Raw genomic sequence first — 15,451 nt, forward strand, 5'->3', positions numbered from 1 at the left:
CTTACATTACTGACCGGTCAGTCAGTTGCAGCCATGAGTTCCGTCCTCGCCCCGGGTCCCAACCGCTCCAGCAGCCCTCCGGCGCGCCAGCGCCGCAAGGAGGCGCGGCCGCAGGAGCTGCTGGCCGCCGCGCTGGCCCTGTTCGTCGAGAAAGGCTTTGCGGCCACGCGCTCCGAGGAGGTGGCGGCCCGGGCCGGTGTCTCCAAGGGCACGCTTTACCTCTACTACCCGAGCAAGGAAGAGCTGTTCAAGGCCGTGGTCCGCGAGAACCTGGCCAGCCACATCGCCGACGGCCGCCAGATGCTGGCCGAGCACCAGGGCGCCATGGCCGAACTGCTCAGCCAGGTGCTGCATGAATGGTGGCAGCGCGTGGGTCTGGGACCGGCCGGCGGCATCACCAAGATCATGGTGGCCGAGGCCCGCAATTTCCCGGAGCTGGCCCAGTTCTACCTGGACGAGGTCATCGTTCCCACGCACCAACTGCTGGGCGCCATCCTGGAAAAGGGCATGGCCAGCGGCGAGTTCCGCCGGGTGCCGGTCGAGGATGCGATCCATGTGCTGATCGCGCCCATGCTGCACCTGACCCTGCACCAGCATTCCTTCGGCGCCTGCGCGCTGCTAGACCCCGGCATGGACGCCATGAGGGTGCTCGAGCTGCAGCTGGACCTGATGCTGCACGGCCTGTTGGCGTCGCCGCTTTTGGCACGGTCCGCCTCTTGAAGCCCGAAATAGAATCCGCCATTCGCTGCCCGGCAGAGGGTGGCCGCATTGCCCAAGAAAACCCAAGGATCGACTGACATGGACATCGAACAGGCCCGCTTCAACATGATCGAACAGCAGATCCGCCCCTGGGATGTGCTGGACGCGGGCGTGCTGGCACTGCTGGGCCAGGTCAAGCGCGAGGACTTCGTGCCCGAGGCCCAGCGCGCCCTGGCCTTCATGGACACCGAGCTGCCGCTGGGCGGTGGCCGCCAGACGCTGGCGCCGCGTGTCGAGGCGCGCCTGGTGCAGGAGCTGCGGGTCAGCCGCCAGGACAAGGTGCTGGAGATCGGCACCGGCTCCGGCTACGTCGCCGCGCTGCTGGGCCACCAGGCCCGCCAGGTGGTCACCCTGGAGCAAGACCCGACCCTCGCGGCCCGGGCCACCAAGAGCCTGAAGAAGGCCGGCCTGAACAACGTGGTGGTGCGAGAGTCCGATGGCAACCAGGGCCTGGCCGGCGAGGCGCCGTTCGACGCCATCCTGCTGAGCGGCTCGGTACAGGAAATTCCGCAGGCGCTGCTGGACCAGCTCAAGGCCGGCGGCCGCCTGATCGCCATCGTCGGCAGCGGCCCGGTGATGCAGGCCACGCGCTACGAGCGCCAGGCCGACGGCCAAGTGAGCCGCCGCGAGCTGTTCGACACGGTGGCGCCGCGCCTGGCCGGCTTCACCGACAAGCCGGCTTTCCAGTTCTGATCGCCTCCCGCATGAGCGGCGTCCAGGTCTCGGCTCCTGATTTGCAACGCATGCTGCAAGGCGCGGCCGGCCCGGTGCCGCTGCTGCTGGACGTGCGTGAGGTCTGGGAGCGCGAACACTGCCGCATCGAGGCGCCGCAAGGCCCTGGCCTGCACATTCCCATGGGTCAGGTGCCGGCCCGGCTGGCCGAACTGGATCCGTTGCATCCTGTCGTCGTTTATTGCCACCACGGCGTCCGCAGTCTGCAAGTCGTCGCATTTTTGCGGCAGCAGGGCCTGGACTCCGTCTATAACCTCGCCGGCGGCATCGATGCCTGGTCGCTGGCGGTGGATTCCGCCGTGCCTCGATACTGATTCACAAGAGAACGAAGAAGAAGTCGCCGCAGTAATCCCGGAACCATGTCACGCGTCGTCAACCGCCGCGAAAAGGAAATTCATGTCTGACCACCGCGCACCCGTCCTGCGTCAACGCTACAGCCGCCTGGCGGCCGCCATCGCCCTGGGCGTCTTCGCCAGCGCCGGCGCCCAGGCCCAGAGCCTGCAGCAGCTGTACGACGCGGCCCGCGCCTACGACGCCACCTACCTGTCGGCCCGCGCGGCGGCCGAATCGGCCGAGTACCGTGCGGCCCAGGCCGACGCGCTGGGTCGACCGGCCCTGGGTCTGGGTGCCGGCACCACGCTGGCTCGCGCAGAGGCTCCTTCGGGCCTTGGTGTGTCGTCCACCACGACGACCGCTGGTCTCAAGGGCAGCTACGCGATTTACAACCGTGCCAATGGCTTCACCATCGAGCAGGCCCAGCGCAGTCTCGGCGTGGCCAAGGCCGATCTGGAAACGGCAGAGCAGGACCTGATCGTCCGCGTGGCCCAGGCCTACTTCGACGTATTGGGCGCGCAAGACGTGCTGTCCAGCACGCAGGCCAACAAGAAGGCCATCGCCGAGCAACTGGCCTCGGCCAAGCGCAATTTCGAGGTCGGCACCTCGACCATCACCGACACCCGTGAAGCCCAGGCCCGCTACGACCGTGCAGTGGCCCAGGAGATTGCTGCCGAGAACGACCTGCGCGTCAAGCGTGTCGCGATCGACCAGATCGTCGGCCGCAATGGCGTCGAGCCCAAGCCGCTGGTGCAGCCGGTGGCCTTGCCGGCCCTGCTGCCGCTGACGCTGGACCCGTGGGTGGCCCAGGCCGACGAGCAGAACCCCAGCGTGCGCAAGGCACGCCTGGGCCTGGAAGTGGCCCAGCTGGAGACCAAGAAGGCCCGCGTCGCCGATGGCGTGACCGTGGACATGACCGGCTCGGTCGGCCTGCAGAACGTGCACAACAGCCTGAGCGGTGCGGCCGCGGCGGCGGCCGGTGCCGGCACCTCCAAGAGTGCCAGCGTCGGTGTCAGCATCACCTATCCGCTCTACACCGGCGGCGCCAGCCAGAACCGCGTGCTTGAGACCATGAAGCTGGAAGAGAAGTCGCGCAACGACCTCGACTACGTGCGCCGCCTGGTCAACGAGAGCACCCGCCGCGGCTTCTTCGGCGTGCAGTCGTTGACCGCCCAGGTCAAGGCGCTGGAAGCTGCCGAGGCCTCGAGCAAACTGGCCCTGGAAGCCACGCAGGTGGGCTACAAGGTTGGCGTGCGCGTCAACCTGGACGTGCTGAACGCCCAGACCCAGCTGTACTCGACCCAGAGCGACCTGGCCAAGGCCCGCTATGACGTGCTGGTCACCGGCCTCAAGCTGCGCCAGGCCGCGGGCCAGCTCAAGCCCGAGGACATTGGCGCGATCAACGTCCTGCTGGTCAAGTAAGCGCAGCTCGTACAGTCCAGTGCCGGACGCCGGCCCCGCCTCACGGCGCGGCCGGCGTTTGCTTTTTGGGCGCGGCCTGCACGGCACAATGAGCGCATGCTCTATCTGCTCTCGCCGGCCAAGTCGCTGGACTATGAAACCCCTGTTCCTGCCGCCGTCGCAGCGCTGGCAACCCGACCTCAGTTCGTCGCTGATTCGCAGCAATTGATAGACCTGCTGCGCGAGCTCAGCGTGGCCGATGTGGCCGAGTTGATGGACCTGTCGGACGCGCTGGCCGAGCTCAATGTGAAGCGCTACAAGGCCTGGCGCCCGCGCTTCACAGCGCACAACAGCCGACCTGCGGTGCTGGCCTTCAATGGCGACGTCTACGAGGGCCTGCAAGCCAGCAGCCTGTCGCTCGACCAATTGCACTGGGCGCAGCAGCACCTGGCGATTCTTTCCGGCCTGTATGGTGTGCTGCGGCCTCTGGACCTGCTGCAGCCTTACCGGCTCGAGATGGGCACAAGCCTGGCCAACCCGGCTGGCGCCAGCCTCTATGCCTTCTGGGGTGATCGGATTGCCGAGCATCTGAACAAGCGAGCCGCGGCGGAGACTGTGCCGGTCATCATCAACCTGGCCTCGCAGGAGTACTTCCGGGCGGCCGACCGCAAGGCCCTGAAGCCGCGCGTGATTGACTGCCAGTTCGAGGACTGGAAGGGCGACCGCTACAAGGTGATCAGCTTCTTTGCCAAGCGCGCCCGCGGGCTGATGGCCCGCTTTGCCATCGAGCAGCGCATCGACCGGCCCGAGGGGCTGAAGGATTTCGCCGTCGACGGTTACCACCTGGCGGCCAGCGAATCAACGCCGGATCGCCTGCTGTTCAGGCGGCGCCTGGAAGATTGATGTCGGGCAGGGAAAACGGCTGCGGCCAAGGCAGAATTTGCCCCCAATCATGAGCATGCAAGTCATCACGCCCGAACTCCGACGCTGGATCCTCGAACAGGCCGACGCCGGCGTCAGCCCCGAGCAGACCCTTGCCGCGATGCGCAGCAGCGGCTGGGAAGACCCGGTCAGCATCCGCGCATTGGAAGAGACCTTGCAGCGAGCCTTGGGCCTGACCCCACTTCAGGATCCGAACCTGCCCAAGCCGGTGCCGGTGCCCGAGCCGGCGATGCAAGATGCTCCCACCACGCTCTGGGCCGGTGACCGCGAGGTCGGCATCCTGCTGAGCATGAAACATCCGCGCATCGTGGTCTTTGGTGGCCTGCTGTCGGACGAGGAATGCGAAGCCATGATTGCGCTGTCGGAGAGCCGCCTGGCGCGGTCCGAGACGGTCACGCTGACGCAGGATGGCAGCGAGGTGAACTCGGCTCGTACCAGCGATGGCATGTTCTTCGATCGTGGCGAGAACGAGCTTTGCCAACGCATTGAAACGCGGCTCGCCAACTTGCTGAACTGGCCACTGGAGAACGGCGAAGGCCTGCAGGTGCTGCGCTACCGCCCCGGTGCCGAGTACCTGCCGCACTACGACTACTTTGATCCCCAGCACGCCAGTACGGCGACCATCCTCAAGCGCGGCGGCCAGCGGGTCGGCACGGTGGTGATGTACCTCAACACGCCCGAGCGTGGCGGTTCGACGATCTTTCCGGACATCGGGCTGGAGGTGATGCCGGTGCGCGGCAACGCCGTCTTCTTCAGCTATGACAAGCCCCATCCCAGCACTCGCACCTTGCACGGCGGTTCACCGGTGCAGGCCGGCCAGAAATGGGTGGCGACCAAATGGATGCGAGAAGGGCTGTTCGAATAGGCTGACAACGACAGGAGCGAAAGACGATGAAGAACAAATTCCACTCATTCAAGCTGATGGCCCTGGCGGCCGCCCTGCTGTGCGGCTTCCACGTGAGCGCCGTGCAAGCCCAGACTAGCGTGCCTGTGGAACAGCAACAGCAGCAACCCAAGGCACCGGCCAAGAAGGCGGTCAAGAAGAAGGTGGTCAAGAAGACCAAGAAGACCGCGAAGAAGGCGCCCAAGAAGCCGAGCGCCAAGGCACTGCACAAGGTGCCCAAGGCAAAGGCCGCCAAGCCGGCCGTCCACTGAGCCGCCCTTGGGCTAGCGTCGTAGTGGCAGCTGGCTCTGCTTGAGCTGGCGCAGCACGAAGCTGCTCTTGCTGTGGCGTATGCCGGGGATCTTGTAGAGCCGCTCGCGCAGCAGCCGCTCGTAGTCGCGCGTGTCGGCAATAGCTATGCGGATGTAATAGTCGTAGTCGCCCGAGACCAGGAAGGCCTCCAGCACCTCAGGGATCTGCTCCAGCGTCCGGCCGAACTCGAACAGGGCTTCGTCCGAATGGCTGTCCAGCGTGACCTGGACGATGACCGTATCGGCCAGGCCGACAGCCGCCGGATTGACGCGCACCGAATAGCCTTCGATCACGCCGGCCTGTTCCATTCGTTTGATACGGGTCCAGCAGGGTGAGCTGGTCAGCCCCACCTTGCTGGAGAGCTCCTGCAGGCTGAGGCGCGCGTCCTGCTGCAGGGCAGCGAGGATTTCGAGGTCGAATTTGTCTAGCTTCATGCTGTGATACTGATTTGTTTCGGAAGGAATTTCCGAGATTTTGATTTATCGCGGCAAATTCGGAAGCCTTTTCTTTGCCTGAACGGGCACAGTGCCGGGCATGTCTCTGGCCTTCGATACCGCGTTTGCTCCAATTCCCGTCGTTCGCGCTGCGCCGCGCAATGGTGCCGAGGCACTGATCGCTTCTTTGCTGGCCCTGGGTGTCGAAACCGTCTTCGGCTATCCGGGTGGGGCGGTCTTGCCGCTGTACGACGCGCTCCACGCCGAGCCGCGTTTGCGGCATGTGCTGGTCCGCCATGAACAGGCCGCGGTCCATGCGGCCGAGGGCTATGCCCGCAGCACTGGCCGGCTGGGCGTGGTGTTCGTGACGTCGGGGCCTGGCATGAGCAATACCGTGACTGGCCTGCTCGACGCCAAGTGCGATTCCATCCCGCTGCTCTGCATCAGCGGCCAGGTGGCGACTTGCGCCATAGGCACGGATGCATTCCAGGAATGTGATGCGCTGGGGCTGGCCAAGCCGGTGACCAAGCATTGCGAGCAACTGCGGCAAGCGGATGCCGTTGCCGACCGGGTTCGCATGGCCTGCCGCACGGCCCTGGAGGGGCGGCCGGGGCCAGTGCTGCTGGACTTTCCCAAAGACGTGCAACTGGCCGGGCTGCAGGACTGGAGGGTGCCGGAACCGCTGGCGGCCGAAGCTGCATCGAACGGAGCTCCAGCAGACAAGCTTGTTGCCGCCGCGCACGAACTGCTGACCCAGGCTCGCCGGCCGGTGTTCTATGGTGGCGGCGGCCTGATCAACTCCGGCCCCGAGGCCTGCAGCCTGTTCACCCAGTTGGTGAAGACCAGCGGCGCACCTTGCACGTTGACCTTGCTGGGCCTGGGTGCCTTCGACTCCGACGATTTCCAGTTCCTGGGCATGCTGGGCATGCACGGCACGCTGGAAGCCAACCTGGCTATGCACGAGGCCGATCTCGTGGTCTGTGTGGGTGCCAGGTTCGACGACCGCGTGACCGGCAAGCTGGATGCCTTCTGCCCACGGGCCAAGGTCATCCATCTGGACATCGATCCCCGTGCCATCGACAAGGTCCGCAAGGCCGACGTGGCCTTGGTAGGCGACTGCGCGGCCAGCCTGCGCGCGCTGTTGCGTGGGTGGACGTCCGGCGCCGACCTGTCGTCCTGGTGGCGTCGCATCGACCGCTGGCGCGCTGAGCGTTGCCTGGGCTTTGTGGACAGCTCGGCGCAAATCCTTCCGCAGGCCCTGATGAGCCGCTTGGGCCTGGCCCTGCGAGGCCGCGATGCCATCGTCGCCACCGATGTCGGTCAGCATCAGATGTGGGCGGCGCAGCATCTGCCGCCGCGGCGGCCGCAACGCTGGCTCAGTTCCGGCGGGGCTGGAACCATGGGCTACGGATTGCCGGCGGCGATTGGTGCCCAGATCGGCAATCCGGACGAGTTGGTCGTCTGCGTCAGCGGCGATGCTTCGGTGCTGATGAACATCCAGGAGTTGTCGACCGCAGTCCAGCACCGCACGCCGGTCAAGCTGGTGCTGTGCAACAACTCGCGCATGGGCATGGTCCGGCAGTGGCAGCAGCTGATCCATGGAGGCCGCTACAGCCACAGCTATACCGAGGCGCTGCCGGATTTCGTCGCGCTGGCCAAGGCCTTCGGCTGGCGCGCGCGCCGCGTTGAACGGCGTGATGAACTGGATGCGGCCCTGGCTGAATGCCTGGATAGCGCCGAGCCGTTCTTCCTCGATGCGGCGGTCAGCAGCGAGGAGAACTGCTTTCCGATGATGCCGGCCGGCGCGCCCCACAACGAGATCTGGCTGTCGGCCGAGCGGGTCTATGAGGAGTTGTTGGAGGAGAAGCGGTAGTACGCAGTCGTTTGATAACTAGAAAAGCGAAAAGGGCACCGAGGTGCCCTTTTTGTCTTGCTGGGCCCCGAGGGCTCAGACGCGCTTGCGGTATTCGTGCGTGCGGGTGTCGATTTCGATCTTGTCGCCGTTCTCGACGAACAGCGGCACAGGGATCTCGAAACCGGTGCCCTTCAGGCGGGCCGGCTTCATCACCTTGCCCGAGGTGTCGCCCTTGACGGCCGGTTCGGTTTCGATTTCGCGGACCACCGAGGTCGGCAGTTCCACCGAGATGGCCTTGCCGTCGTAGAAGGTCACTTCCACCGGCATGCTGTCTTCCAGGTACGACAGGGCGTCGCCCATGTTCTCGGCTTCGACTTCGTACTGGTTGTACTCGGTGTCCATGAACACGTACATCGGGTCAGCGAAGTAGGTGTAGGTGCATTCCTTCTTGTCCAGAATGATCTGGTCCATCTTGTCGTCGGCCTTGAAGACGACTTCGGCACCTGCGCCGTTCAGCAGGTTCTTCATCTTCATGCGCACGGTGGCGGCGCCGCGGCCACCACGGCTGTATTCGGTCTTCAGCACGACCATGGGGTCCTTGCCCTGCATGATCACGTTGCCGGCGCGGATTTCTTGAGCGATCTTCATTGAGGTTCCGATATGGGGAGCTTGGGGTGGTCCTGGGTGGGGGCGGCGACGGTGTTTGACGGTGTCGATCGCCCCTCTGGCGCGCGCCAAGGGCTCCCTGGAGGCGCGGCAAAGCCGGCGATTTTAGCCTGATTCGGCGACGAAGCTCAGCAGCTGGCTGGCCAGGTCGGTCTGGGCGAGCAATTGATCGCGCCAGCGAAGGGCCTGGCTGGTCGCAACCGGCAGGGCCGATGGCCAGGGGCTCAGGCCGTTCCAGGCTCGCCATAGCTGGCGGGTCGGTACTGCATCCATTGGATCGGCATCGGCCAGATAGCGGTCCAGAAAGGCTTCAAGCTTGGGGCCATGAGCGCCGTCATCCTGCTCGTAAATCTGCCAGACGAAGGGCTTGCCTGCCCATTGGGCTCGGACGAAGGAATCCTCGCCTCGGACCAGGTTCAGCTCGCAGCGCCAGAGCAGGCGGTCGTAGTCCGGCTGGCGCAGAAAGGGCAGGGCCTGGCAGCGCAGGCCTGGAGGCATGGCTTGCTCCGCCAGCTGCTGCTGGACCGTGCCGGGGCAGGCTAGGACCAGCGTCGGTTGCTCGGCCAGCAGCGGCAACAGCTCGGGCCACAGCTTGTAGGCAAAAAGGCTGACCAGCCTTTCGCCCGGCTGGACCTCAATGCCCTGGGCGGCGAGCCAGGCGCCTTGATCAAAGCTCGACTGCTCGGCCATCATGCCGGGTTCGCGCAGCAGCCCGCCGGTGCGAGGCGTGAAGCCCGGATAGAAAAACCGCTTGGACAGGCCCGCGCCGGGGCCGGTGAACTGCGGCGAGTGCAGGCCGTGGCTGCGCTCGACGTAGGACTCGGCGCTGAGGTACTCCAGATTGATCCAGCGCGGAGCGGGCTGCCGCGCGGCCATACGCCCGACGAACGCTGCCGGCAGCTCGCAGCCGAAACTCTCGATCACCACATCGCCTACGACGGGCTCGCTATCGGCCTCGTTCCACGCTCTGACCTGAATACCGTCCGGCCGCGAATCGCCAGCCATCCAGTCCAGCGCGCGGGCATCGTCCAGCCACAGACGCACGGTCTCGCCACGGGCGGCGAGGTCGCGGGCCAGCCGCCAGCAGACGCCCACATCGCCGTAGTTGTCGATCACGCGGCAGAACAGGTCCCATTGCATGGCGTCGATTATCCCAAGGGCACAATGCCGGCCATGCCCAAGAAGCCCGCGTCGACCACCCCGGCCGCCACTGATGATCCGAAGTCCGCCTCCGAGGTCGGTACGCAGCTGATGGAAGACTGGGCCCGCGAACGAGAGGCTGTCGAAAGTGCCGAAGCCTCGCGGGTCGCCGAGGTCGAGAAGGTGGCGTTGCAGGTGCGCGAGAAGCTGCTGGCCGAGGTGGCCGCGTTGCCCTTGCTCCCTGGGGTCTACCGCTACTTCGATGCCCAGGACCATGTGCTCTACGTGGGCAAGGCCAAGAGCCTGCGCAAGCGGGTCTCCAGCTACTTCCATAAGGACCACGGGGGCACTCGCATAGGCCTGATGGTGGCGCGCATCGCCCGGCTCGAGACCACGGTGGTGCGCACCGAGGCCGAGGCCCTGCTGCTCGAGAACAACCTGATCAAGGCGCTGAACCCGCGCTTCAACATCCTATTCAGGGACGACAAGAGCTATCCCTACCTAAAGCTCAGCGGCCATGCCTATCCGCGGGTCAGCTACTACCGGGGCTCGGTCGATCGCAAGCACCGCTATTTCGGGCCCTTCCCCAGTGCCTGGGCGGTCAAGGAGTCGATCCAGCTGATCCAGAAGGTGTTCCGGCTTCGCACCTGCGAGGACACGGTGTTCAACAACCGCAGCCGGCCCTGTCTGCTGTACCAGATCCGGCGTTGCTCGGGGCCTTGTGTCCAGGCCTGCAGCGACGACGACTATGCGCGCGATGTGCGCAATGCCGAGCGGTTCCTGCTCGGCGAGACCCAGGAGGTGATGGACGGCCTGCAGGCGCTGATGATGTCGCACGCTGAAGCACTGCAGTACGAGCAGGCGGCCGAGGTTCGCAACCAGATCCAGTCGCTCGCCAAGGTCCTTCAACAGCAGGCGGTGGACGAGAGCAGTGCCACCGGCCGGGATCGCGATGTCGACATCCTGGCGGTCAAGGTCCAGGGCGGGCGCGCATGCGTCAACCTTGCCATGGTGCGGGGTGGGCGCCATCTGGGCGACCGAGCTTACTTTCCGAAGCATGTCGACGATGCCACTGCGGTGGTGCTGGCGGATGATGAGGGCCCTGACGAAGCCAGCCGGCCCCAGGCCTCGGCCGAGCGGCAAGTTCTGGAGGCGTTCATGGCCCAGCACTACCTCGATGCCCATGTCCCTGCCCTGCTCGTCGTCAGCGAGCCGGTCGACGACGCGCTGGCCGAGGCCCTTTCGAGCCAGGCCGGCTACAAGGTGACGGCGCAAGCGCAGCCGCGCGGCCAGCGCCGCATCTGGCAGGAGATGTGCATCAAGGGCGCCGAGCTGGCCCTGGCCCGCCTGCTCTCGGAGGAGGGCTCGCAGCAGGCCCGCACTCGCGCGCTGCTGGATTCGCTGGATCTGAACGTGGCCGAGATCGACAAGTTCCGCATCGAGTGCTTTGACATCAGCCACACCGCGGGCGAAGCGACCATGGCCTCCTGCGTGGTGTTCGAAGGCCACCAGATGCAGAGCAGCCAGTACCGGCGCTACAACATCGAGGGCATCACCGGCGGCGACGACTATGCCGCTATGCGGCAGGTGCTGATCCGGCGCTATAGCAAGCTGGCCGAAGGTGCGCAGCTTGGCACGGCACGCCTTCCTGATCTGGTGCTGGTCGATGGTGGCAAAGGCCAGGTGTCGATGGCGCGCGAGGTCTTCGAGGAACTGGGCCTGGACCTCGGTCTGATCGTCGGCGTGGAGAAGGGCGAAGGCCGCAAGGTCGGCCTTGAGGAACTGGTCTTCGCCGATGGCCGTGAGAAGGTCTATCTTGGAAAGGACTCTGCGGCCCTGATGCTGGTGGCGCAGATCCGCGACGAGGCGCACCGGTTTGCCATCACCGGGATGCGGGCCAAGCGGGCGTCGGCCCGCACCGGCGGTAGTCGGCTCGAGGACATCGCCGGCGTTGGCCCCAAGAAGCGCGCACAGTTGCTGCAACGATTCGGTGGCGTGCGCGGCGTGGCGGCGGCGAGCGTCGAAGAGTTGGCCAGCGTCAAGGGTGTCTCCCGGGACCTGGCGGAAGAGATCTATCGAGTTCTTCATTAGGAGGTCCGCGATGAGCAGCAAGCAGCGGCCAAAGGAAGGGCAGGGCGCCGAGCCGGCATCGCATCGTCCGCTGCGCAACGCAGCGACCTTGCTGGTCCTGCTGGCTGGGTGCTCGACGCCACCCAAGACCCAGGCGCCGCCAGTGCCGACACCGGTCGCTGCTCCGAAGCCGCCGGCCGTCGAGGCCAAACCCCCGGCGCCAGCCGCTCCCCCGCCGCACGTCGCGGTCGGCCCCAAACTGCCTCCGCCTGGGCCGGTACGCAACCACGATGAACTGAGGCGCCAGGCGGCCCAGCGCTTGATGGTCGCCAACCCTGACCGCGTCTACGGCGGCGTGGTCCCTCCCATCCTGCTCGCCATCCCGGTGCTCGAGGTTGAACTGCATGCCGATGGCAGCATCAAGAAGGTCGATGTGTTGCGCCGGCCGGGCCAGGCGCCCGAGACCCTGCAGATGGCTATCGATGCGCTGCACCGGGCGGCACCGTTCGGGGACGTGAGCCGGCTGCCCAGGCCGTGGAAGTTCAGCGAGACCTTCCTGTTCAACAACGAGCGTCGCTTCAAGCCTCGCACGCTCGATATCTGATTTACGCCACACCGTAGGAAACTTGGGCGGCCAGGGCGGTGCCGACGCACCGTTCTTGGGCACAATGCCGCCCATGTTCTTCACGCTGCCAACCCTGTTCACCTGGGCCCGAATCGTCGCGATTCCGCTGATCGTCGGCGTGTTCTATCTGGAACTGGAGCCCGGCCTGCAGAACCTCTGCGCCACGGTGCTCTTCGTGGTGGTGGCCTTGACCGACTGGCTGGACGGCTACCTGGCGCGCAAGCTGAACCAGACCTCGTCTTTCGGGGCCTTCCTGGACCCAGTGGCCGACAAGTTCCTGGTCTGCGCTTCGCTGCTGATCCTGCTGGAACTGGGCCGTGTCAATGCGATGGTGGCCCTGGTCATCGTCGGCCGCGAGATTGCCATCTCGGCGCTGCGCGAGTGGATGGCCCAGATCGGTGCGTCGCGCAGCGTGGCGGTCCACATGGTGGGCAAGCTCAAGACCACGGTGCAGATGGTGGCCATCCCCTTCCTGCTGTTCCACGGGAAGCTGTTCGGCCTGATCGACACGCAAAGGGTCGGGACCTGGCTGATCTGGGCAGCGGTGGTGCTGACCATCTGGTCCATGGCGTACTACCTGCAAAAGGCCTTGCCGGAAATCCGCGCCAAGGCGCGCTGAGAAATCGGTCACAAAACCGGGCGCCGGGCGTGCCTTGGCGGGCCCGTTTATATCGGGACTTTTCCCTGCTCGGGAGCGCGATTGAATGGGCATAGAATCCGTCTCCCCGCGCGCCGAGCCGCATCAATCCACATGCTGGAAACTGCCGTGGGCCAGACATGCCGTCGCGCGTTTTCGCGCATCCTTTTGAGGGGGTAACTTCGTGAACAAGTCCGAATTGATCGAGCACATTGCCAAGCAGGCCGACATTTCGAAGGCGGCTGCCGGGCGCGCGCTCGAAGCGCTGATCGGTGGCGTGAAGACCACGCTGAAGAAAAACGGCAGCGTGTCCCTAGTGGGCTTCGGCACTTTCAGCGTGACCAAGCGCGCAGCCCGTTCGGGTCGCAATCCCCGCACCGGCGATACCATCAAGATCAAGTCGGCCAAGGTTCCCAAATTCCGTCCGGGCAAGGCCCTGAAGGACGCCGTCAACTGACGGATCAGTGTTTCGCGATGAGGGGTGCTTAGCTCAGTTGGTAGAGCGCTTCCCTTACACGGAAGATGTCAGCGGTTCGAGCCCGTTAGCACCCACCACTCATCGCCGCCCGGCCCCGGGGCAACAGGGCAGGGCTACAATGGCCGAGCAGTCAAAAGGCGAACCTAGGTTCGCCTTTGTCGTGTCTGCGGTCTGTGATTGGCGACGAGCCGGTCACCTTTGCATATCCGCTTCCAGCACTCGATGGCCTGAGGGCCAATCAGAGGTACTCCGATGTTCGATTTCGTTCGCAAGCACAACCGCTTGTTTCAGACTGTCCTGCTGATCCTGATCCTGCCTTCGTTCGTGTTCTTCGGGGTGCAGAGCTACAGCAGCTTCATGGATGGAAGCAATTCCGGCGTGGCCAAGGTAGACGGCCAAAAGATCTCGCGAGCCGAGTTCGACGCGGCGCATCGCAGCCAGATTGAGCGCATGCGGGCGCAGATGCCGAATCTCGACGCCAAGGAATTCGACACGCCGCAGGCCCGACAAGGCACGCTCGACAACCTGATACGCGAACGTGTGATTCGCGCTGCGCAAGGCAGGCAGCATCTGACGGTGACAGATGAAAAGCTTCAGGCAGCTTTTTTGGCCGATCCGCAGTTGGCCTTCCTGCGCAACCCCAACGGTTCCATCAATCGTGCCATGCTGGCTGCTCAGGGTCTTAGCGTTGAGGGCTTTATGCAGCGCCTGCGCGAAGACCTGGGCATGCGTCAGGTCATGCTGGGCGTGGGTGGCAGCAGCTTGGCGAGCCAGGAGAACGCCAGGCTTGCCTTCGACACGCTGCTGCAGCAGCGGGAAGTGCAACTGCAACGATTCGATGCCAAGGACTTTGCTGCGACCATCAAGCCGAGCGATGCGCAGATCGAAGCCTTCTATAAGGATTCGGCGAACGCCAGCCACTTCCAACTGGCCGAAAGCGCTGACATCGAATACGTCGTCCTGGATCTGGAGGCGCTCAAGAAGACCGTCACGGCCAGCGACGACGAGCTGCGCAAGTTCTATGACGACAACCAGGCTCGATTTGGTGTGCCGGAAGAGCGTCGCGCCAGTCACATCCTGATCAAGGCGGAGAAGGGCGCCGCTGCGGCCGATCGCGCCAAAGCCAAGGCGCGCGCCGAGGAACTGCTTGCCCAGGCGCGCAAGAACCCGGCCGGCTTTGCCGATCTGGCCAAGAAGAACTCGCAAGACGAGGGCTCGGCTGTCAATGGCGGGGACCTGGACTTTTTCGGTCGTGGTTCCATGGTCAAGCCCTTTGAAGATGCGGCCTTCGCGCTCAAGCAGGGTGAAATCAGCGAGGTGGTCGAGTCGGAGTTCGGTTTCCATGTCATCCAGCTGACCGGCAAGCGCGGCGGCGAAAAGAAGAGCTTCGATCAGGTGCGAGCCGAGATCGAGGGCGAGGTGCTGAAGCAACTCGCCCAGAAGCGATACACCGAGCAGGCGGAAGCTTTCCGCAACATGGTGTACGAGCAGTCCGACAGCCTCAAACCTGTGGCCGACAAGTTCAAGCTTGCGATCCAGACGGCTTCGGTGCAGCGCAAGCCTTTGCCTGCCGCTGCCGGTGCGCTTGCCTCGCAGAAGCTGCTGGATGAGGTGTTCGGCAATGAGGCTCTGCACAACAAGCGCAACACCGAGGCGGTTGAGCCAGCGCCCAACCAGATGGTCTCGGCACGGGTCGTCAAGCACAACCCGGCGCGCTTGCAGTCTTTTGACCAGGTGCGCGAACAGGCGCGAGGCCTGTTGGTCAGCAAGTTGGCACTTGAGCAGGCTGTCGCGGCTGGCAAGGCTCGCCTGGAAGCGCTGAAAAAGAATCCGACCGATCTGGCTGGCCTCGGCGAATCGCAGGTCGTGTCGCGACTAAAGGCGGCCAACGTGCCGCGAAAGGTGTTGCGCGAGATGTTGGGTGTCGACGTCTCCAAGCTTCCGGCCGACGCTGGTGTCGACAGTGGCGAGGGCGTTTATGTGGTATTCCGTATCAACCGTCTGCTGCCGCGCGACGCCGCTGCTATTGACGCCAAGCGGGCAGCTGAGCAGTACGCTCGGGCGTGGACCGACGCGGAAGCGCTGTCGTACTACAACCACCTGAAAACCGAGCTCAAGGTCAAGGTGAGTGCCGACGCGGCGTCGGCACCGGCCAAGTAAAAAAGTGGCGCGAACTGGCCGAAG

General features: G+C 65.0%; 16 protein-coding genes and 1 tRNA gene. 14 read left to right on the plus strand and 3 right to left on the minus strand.

Annotation, left to right across the window (positions count from 1 at the left end):
- Positions 1-33: 33 nt before the first annotated feature.
- From QT382_RS01785 to QT382_RS01815, 7 genes are all read left to right on the plus strand, one after another.
- The gene (locus QT382_RS01785) at positions 34-720 is read left to right on the plus strand and encodes a TetR/AcrR family transcriptional regulator (RefSeq protein ID WP_289252333.1); all 687 of its coding nucleotides are present in this window, start codon (positions 34-36) and stop codon (positions 718-720) included.
- A 78-nt stretch (positions 721-798) separates the two neighbouring features.
- Positions 799-1,452 (plus strand): protein-L-isoaspartate O-methyltransferase family protein, encoded by a 654-nt coding sequence (locus tag QT382_RS01790; protein WP_289252334.1) that lies wholly within the window; start codon positions 799-801, stop codon positions 1,450-1,452.
- 11 nt (positions 1,453-1,463) lie between these two features.
- Positions 1,464-1,805 (plus strand): rhodanese-like domain-containing protein, encoded by a 342-nt coding sequence (locus tag QT382_RS01795; RefSeq protein WP_289252335.1) that lies wholly within the window; start codon positions 1,464-1,466, stop codon positions 1,803-1,805.
- An 82-nt stretch (positions 1,806-1,887) separates the two neighbouring features.
- Positions 1,888-3,246 carry a TolC family outer membrane protein gene (locus QT382_RS01800; protein ID WP_289252336.1) on the plus strand — a complete coding sequence of 453 codons (1,359 nt, stop codon included), beginning with the start codon at positions 1,888-1,890 and terminating at the stop codon, positions 3,244-3,246.
- Positions 3,247-3,342: 96 nt separating this feature from the next.
- The gene (gene yaaA, locus QT382_RS01805; protein WP_289252337.1) at positions 3,343-4,128 is read left to right on the plus strand and encodes a peroxide stress protein YaaA; all 786 of its coding nucleotides are present in this window, start codon (positions 3,343-3,345) and stop codon (positions 4,126-4,128) included.
- 49 nt (positions 4,129-4,177) lie between these two features.
- A complete protein-coding gene (locus tag QT382_RS01810) occupies positions 4,178-5,032 on the plus strand; it encodes a 2OG-Fe(II) oxygenase (RefSeq protein WP_289252338.1) in 855 nt (284 codons plus the stop codon).
- Positions 5,033-5,058: 26 nt separating this feature from the next.
- Complete coding sequence (locus QT382_RS01815) at positions 5,059-5,322, plus strand: hypothetical protein (RefSeq protein WP_289252339.1); 264 nt, start codon at positions 5,059-5,061, stop codon at positions 5,320-5,322.
- Between the two features lie 12 nt (positions 5,323-5,334).
- On the opposite strand, the gene QT382_RS01820 is transcribed toward QT382_RS01815, so the two are convergent.
- Complete coding sequence (locus QT382_RS01820) at positions 5,335-5,796, minus strand: Lrp/AsnC family transcriptional regulator (protein ID WP_289252340.1); 462 nt, start codon at positions 5,794-5,796, stop codon at positions 5,335-5,337.
- A 100-nt stretch (positions 5,797-5,896) separates the two neighbouring features.
- Between QT382_RS01820 and ilvB the strand changes: the two genes are divergently transcribed.
- Positions 5,897-7,669: a biosynthetic-type acetolactate synthase large subunit gene (gene ilvB / locus QT382_RS01825; RefSeq protein WP_289252341.1), complete on the plus strand. Its 1,773-nt coding sequence runs from the start codon at positions 5,897-5,899 to the stop codon at positions 7,667-7,669.
- Between the two features lie 75 nt (positions 7,670-7,744).
- On the opposite strand, the gene efp is transcribed toward ilvB, so the two are convergent.
- Together efp and earP are read right to left on the minus strand one after the other, a co-directional pair.
- The gene (gene efp, locus QT382_RS01830; protein ID WP_289252342.1) at positions 7,745-8,299 is read right to left on the minus strand and encodes an elongation factor P; all 555 of its coding nucleotides are present in this window, start codon (positions 8,297-8,299) and stop codon (positions 7,745-7,747) included.
- Between the two features lie 123 nt (positions 8,300-8,422).
- Positions 8,423-9,457, minus strand: a complete 1,035-nt coding sequence (earP, locus tag QT382_RS01835; RefSeq protein WP_289252343.1) for an elongation factor P maturation arginine rhamnosyltransferase EarP — start codon at positions 9,455-9,457, stop codon at positions 8,423-8,425.
- 33 nt (positions 9,458-9,490) lie between these two features.
- On the opposite strand from earP, the gene uvrC reads away from it, so the two are divergent.
- From uvrC to QT382_RS01865, 6 genes are all read left to right on the plus strand, one after another.
- Entirely contained in the window at positions 9,491-11,548 is a 2,058-nt protein-coding gene (gene uvrC / locus QT382_RS01840) for an excinuclease ABC subunit UvrC (protein WP_289252344.1), read from the plus strand.
- Between the two features lie 10 nt (positions 11,549-11,558).
- A complete protein-coding gene (locus QT382_RS01845; protein WP_289252345.1) occupies positions 11,559-12,131 on the plus strand; it encodes a hypothetical protein in 573 nt (190 codons plus the stop codon).
- A 73-nt stretch (positions 12,132-12,204) separates the two neighbouring features.
- Positions 12,205-12,771, plus strand: a complete 567-nt coding sequence (gene pgsA, locus QT382_RS01850) for a CDP-diacylglycerol--glycerol-3-phosphate 3-phosphatidyltransferase (protein ID WP_289252346.1) — start codon at positions 12,205-12,207, stop codon at positions 12,769-12,771.
- Between the two features lie 202 nt (positions 12,772-12,973).
- Positions 12,974-13,246, plus strand: coding sequence for an HU family DNA-binding protein (locus QT382_RS01855; RefSeq protein WP_282825557.1), 273 nt, complete (start codon positions 12,974-12,976; stop codon positions 13,244-13,246).
- A 22-nt stretch (positions 13,247-13,268) separates the two neighbouring features.
- Positions 13,269-13,344, plus strand: a tRNA-Val gene (locus QT382_RS01860).
- Between the two features lie 175 nt (positions 13,345-13,519).
- Positions 13,520-15,427 (plus strand): SurA N-terminal domain-containing protein, encoded by a 1,908-nt coding sequence (locus QT382_RS01865; RefSeq protein ID WP_289252347.1) that lies wholly within the window; start codon positions 13,520-13,522, stop codon positions 15,425-15,427.
- Positions 15,428-15,451 lie beyond the last annotated feature (24 nt).

It is taken from the genome of Pelomonas sp. SE-A7 (assembly GCF_030345705.1).
Classification (GTDB): domain Bacteria; phylum Pseudomonadota; class Gammaproteobacteria; order Burkholderiales; family Burkholderiaceae_C; genus JAUASW01.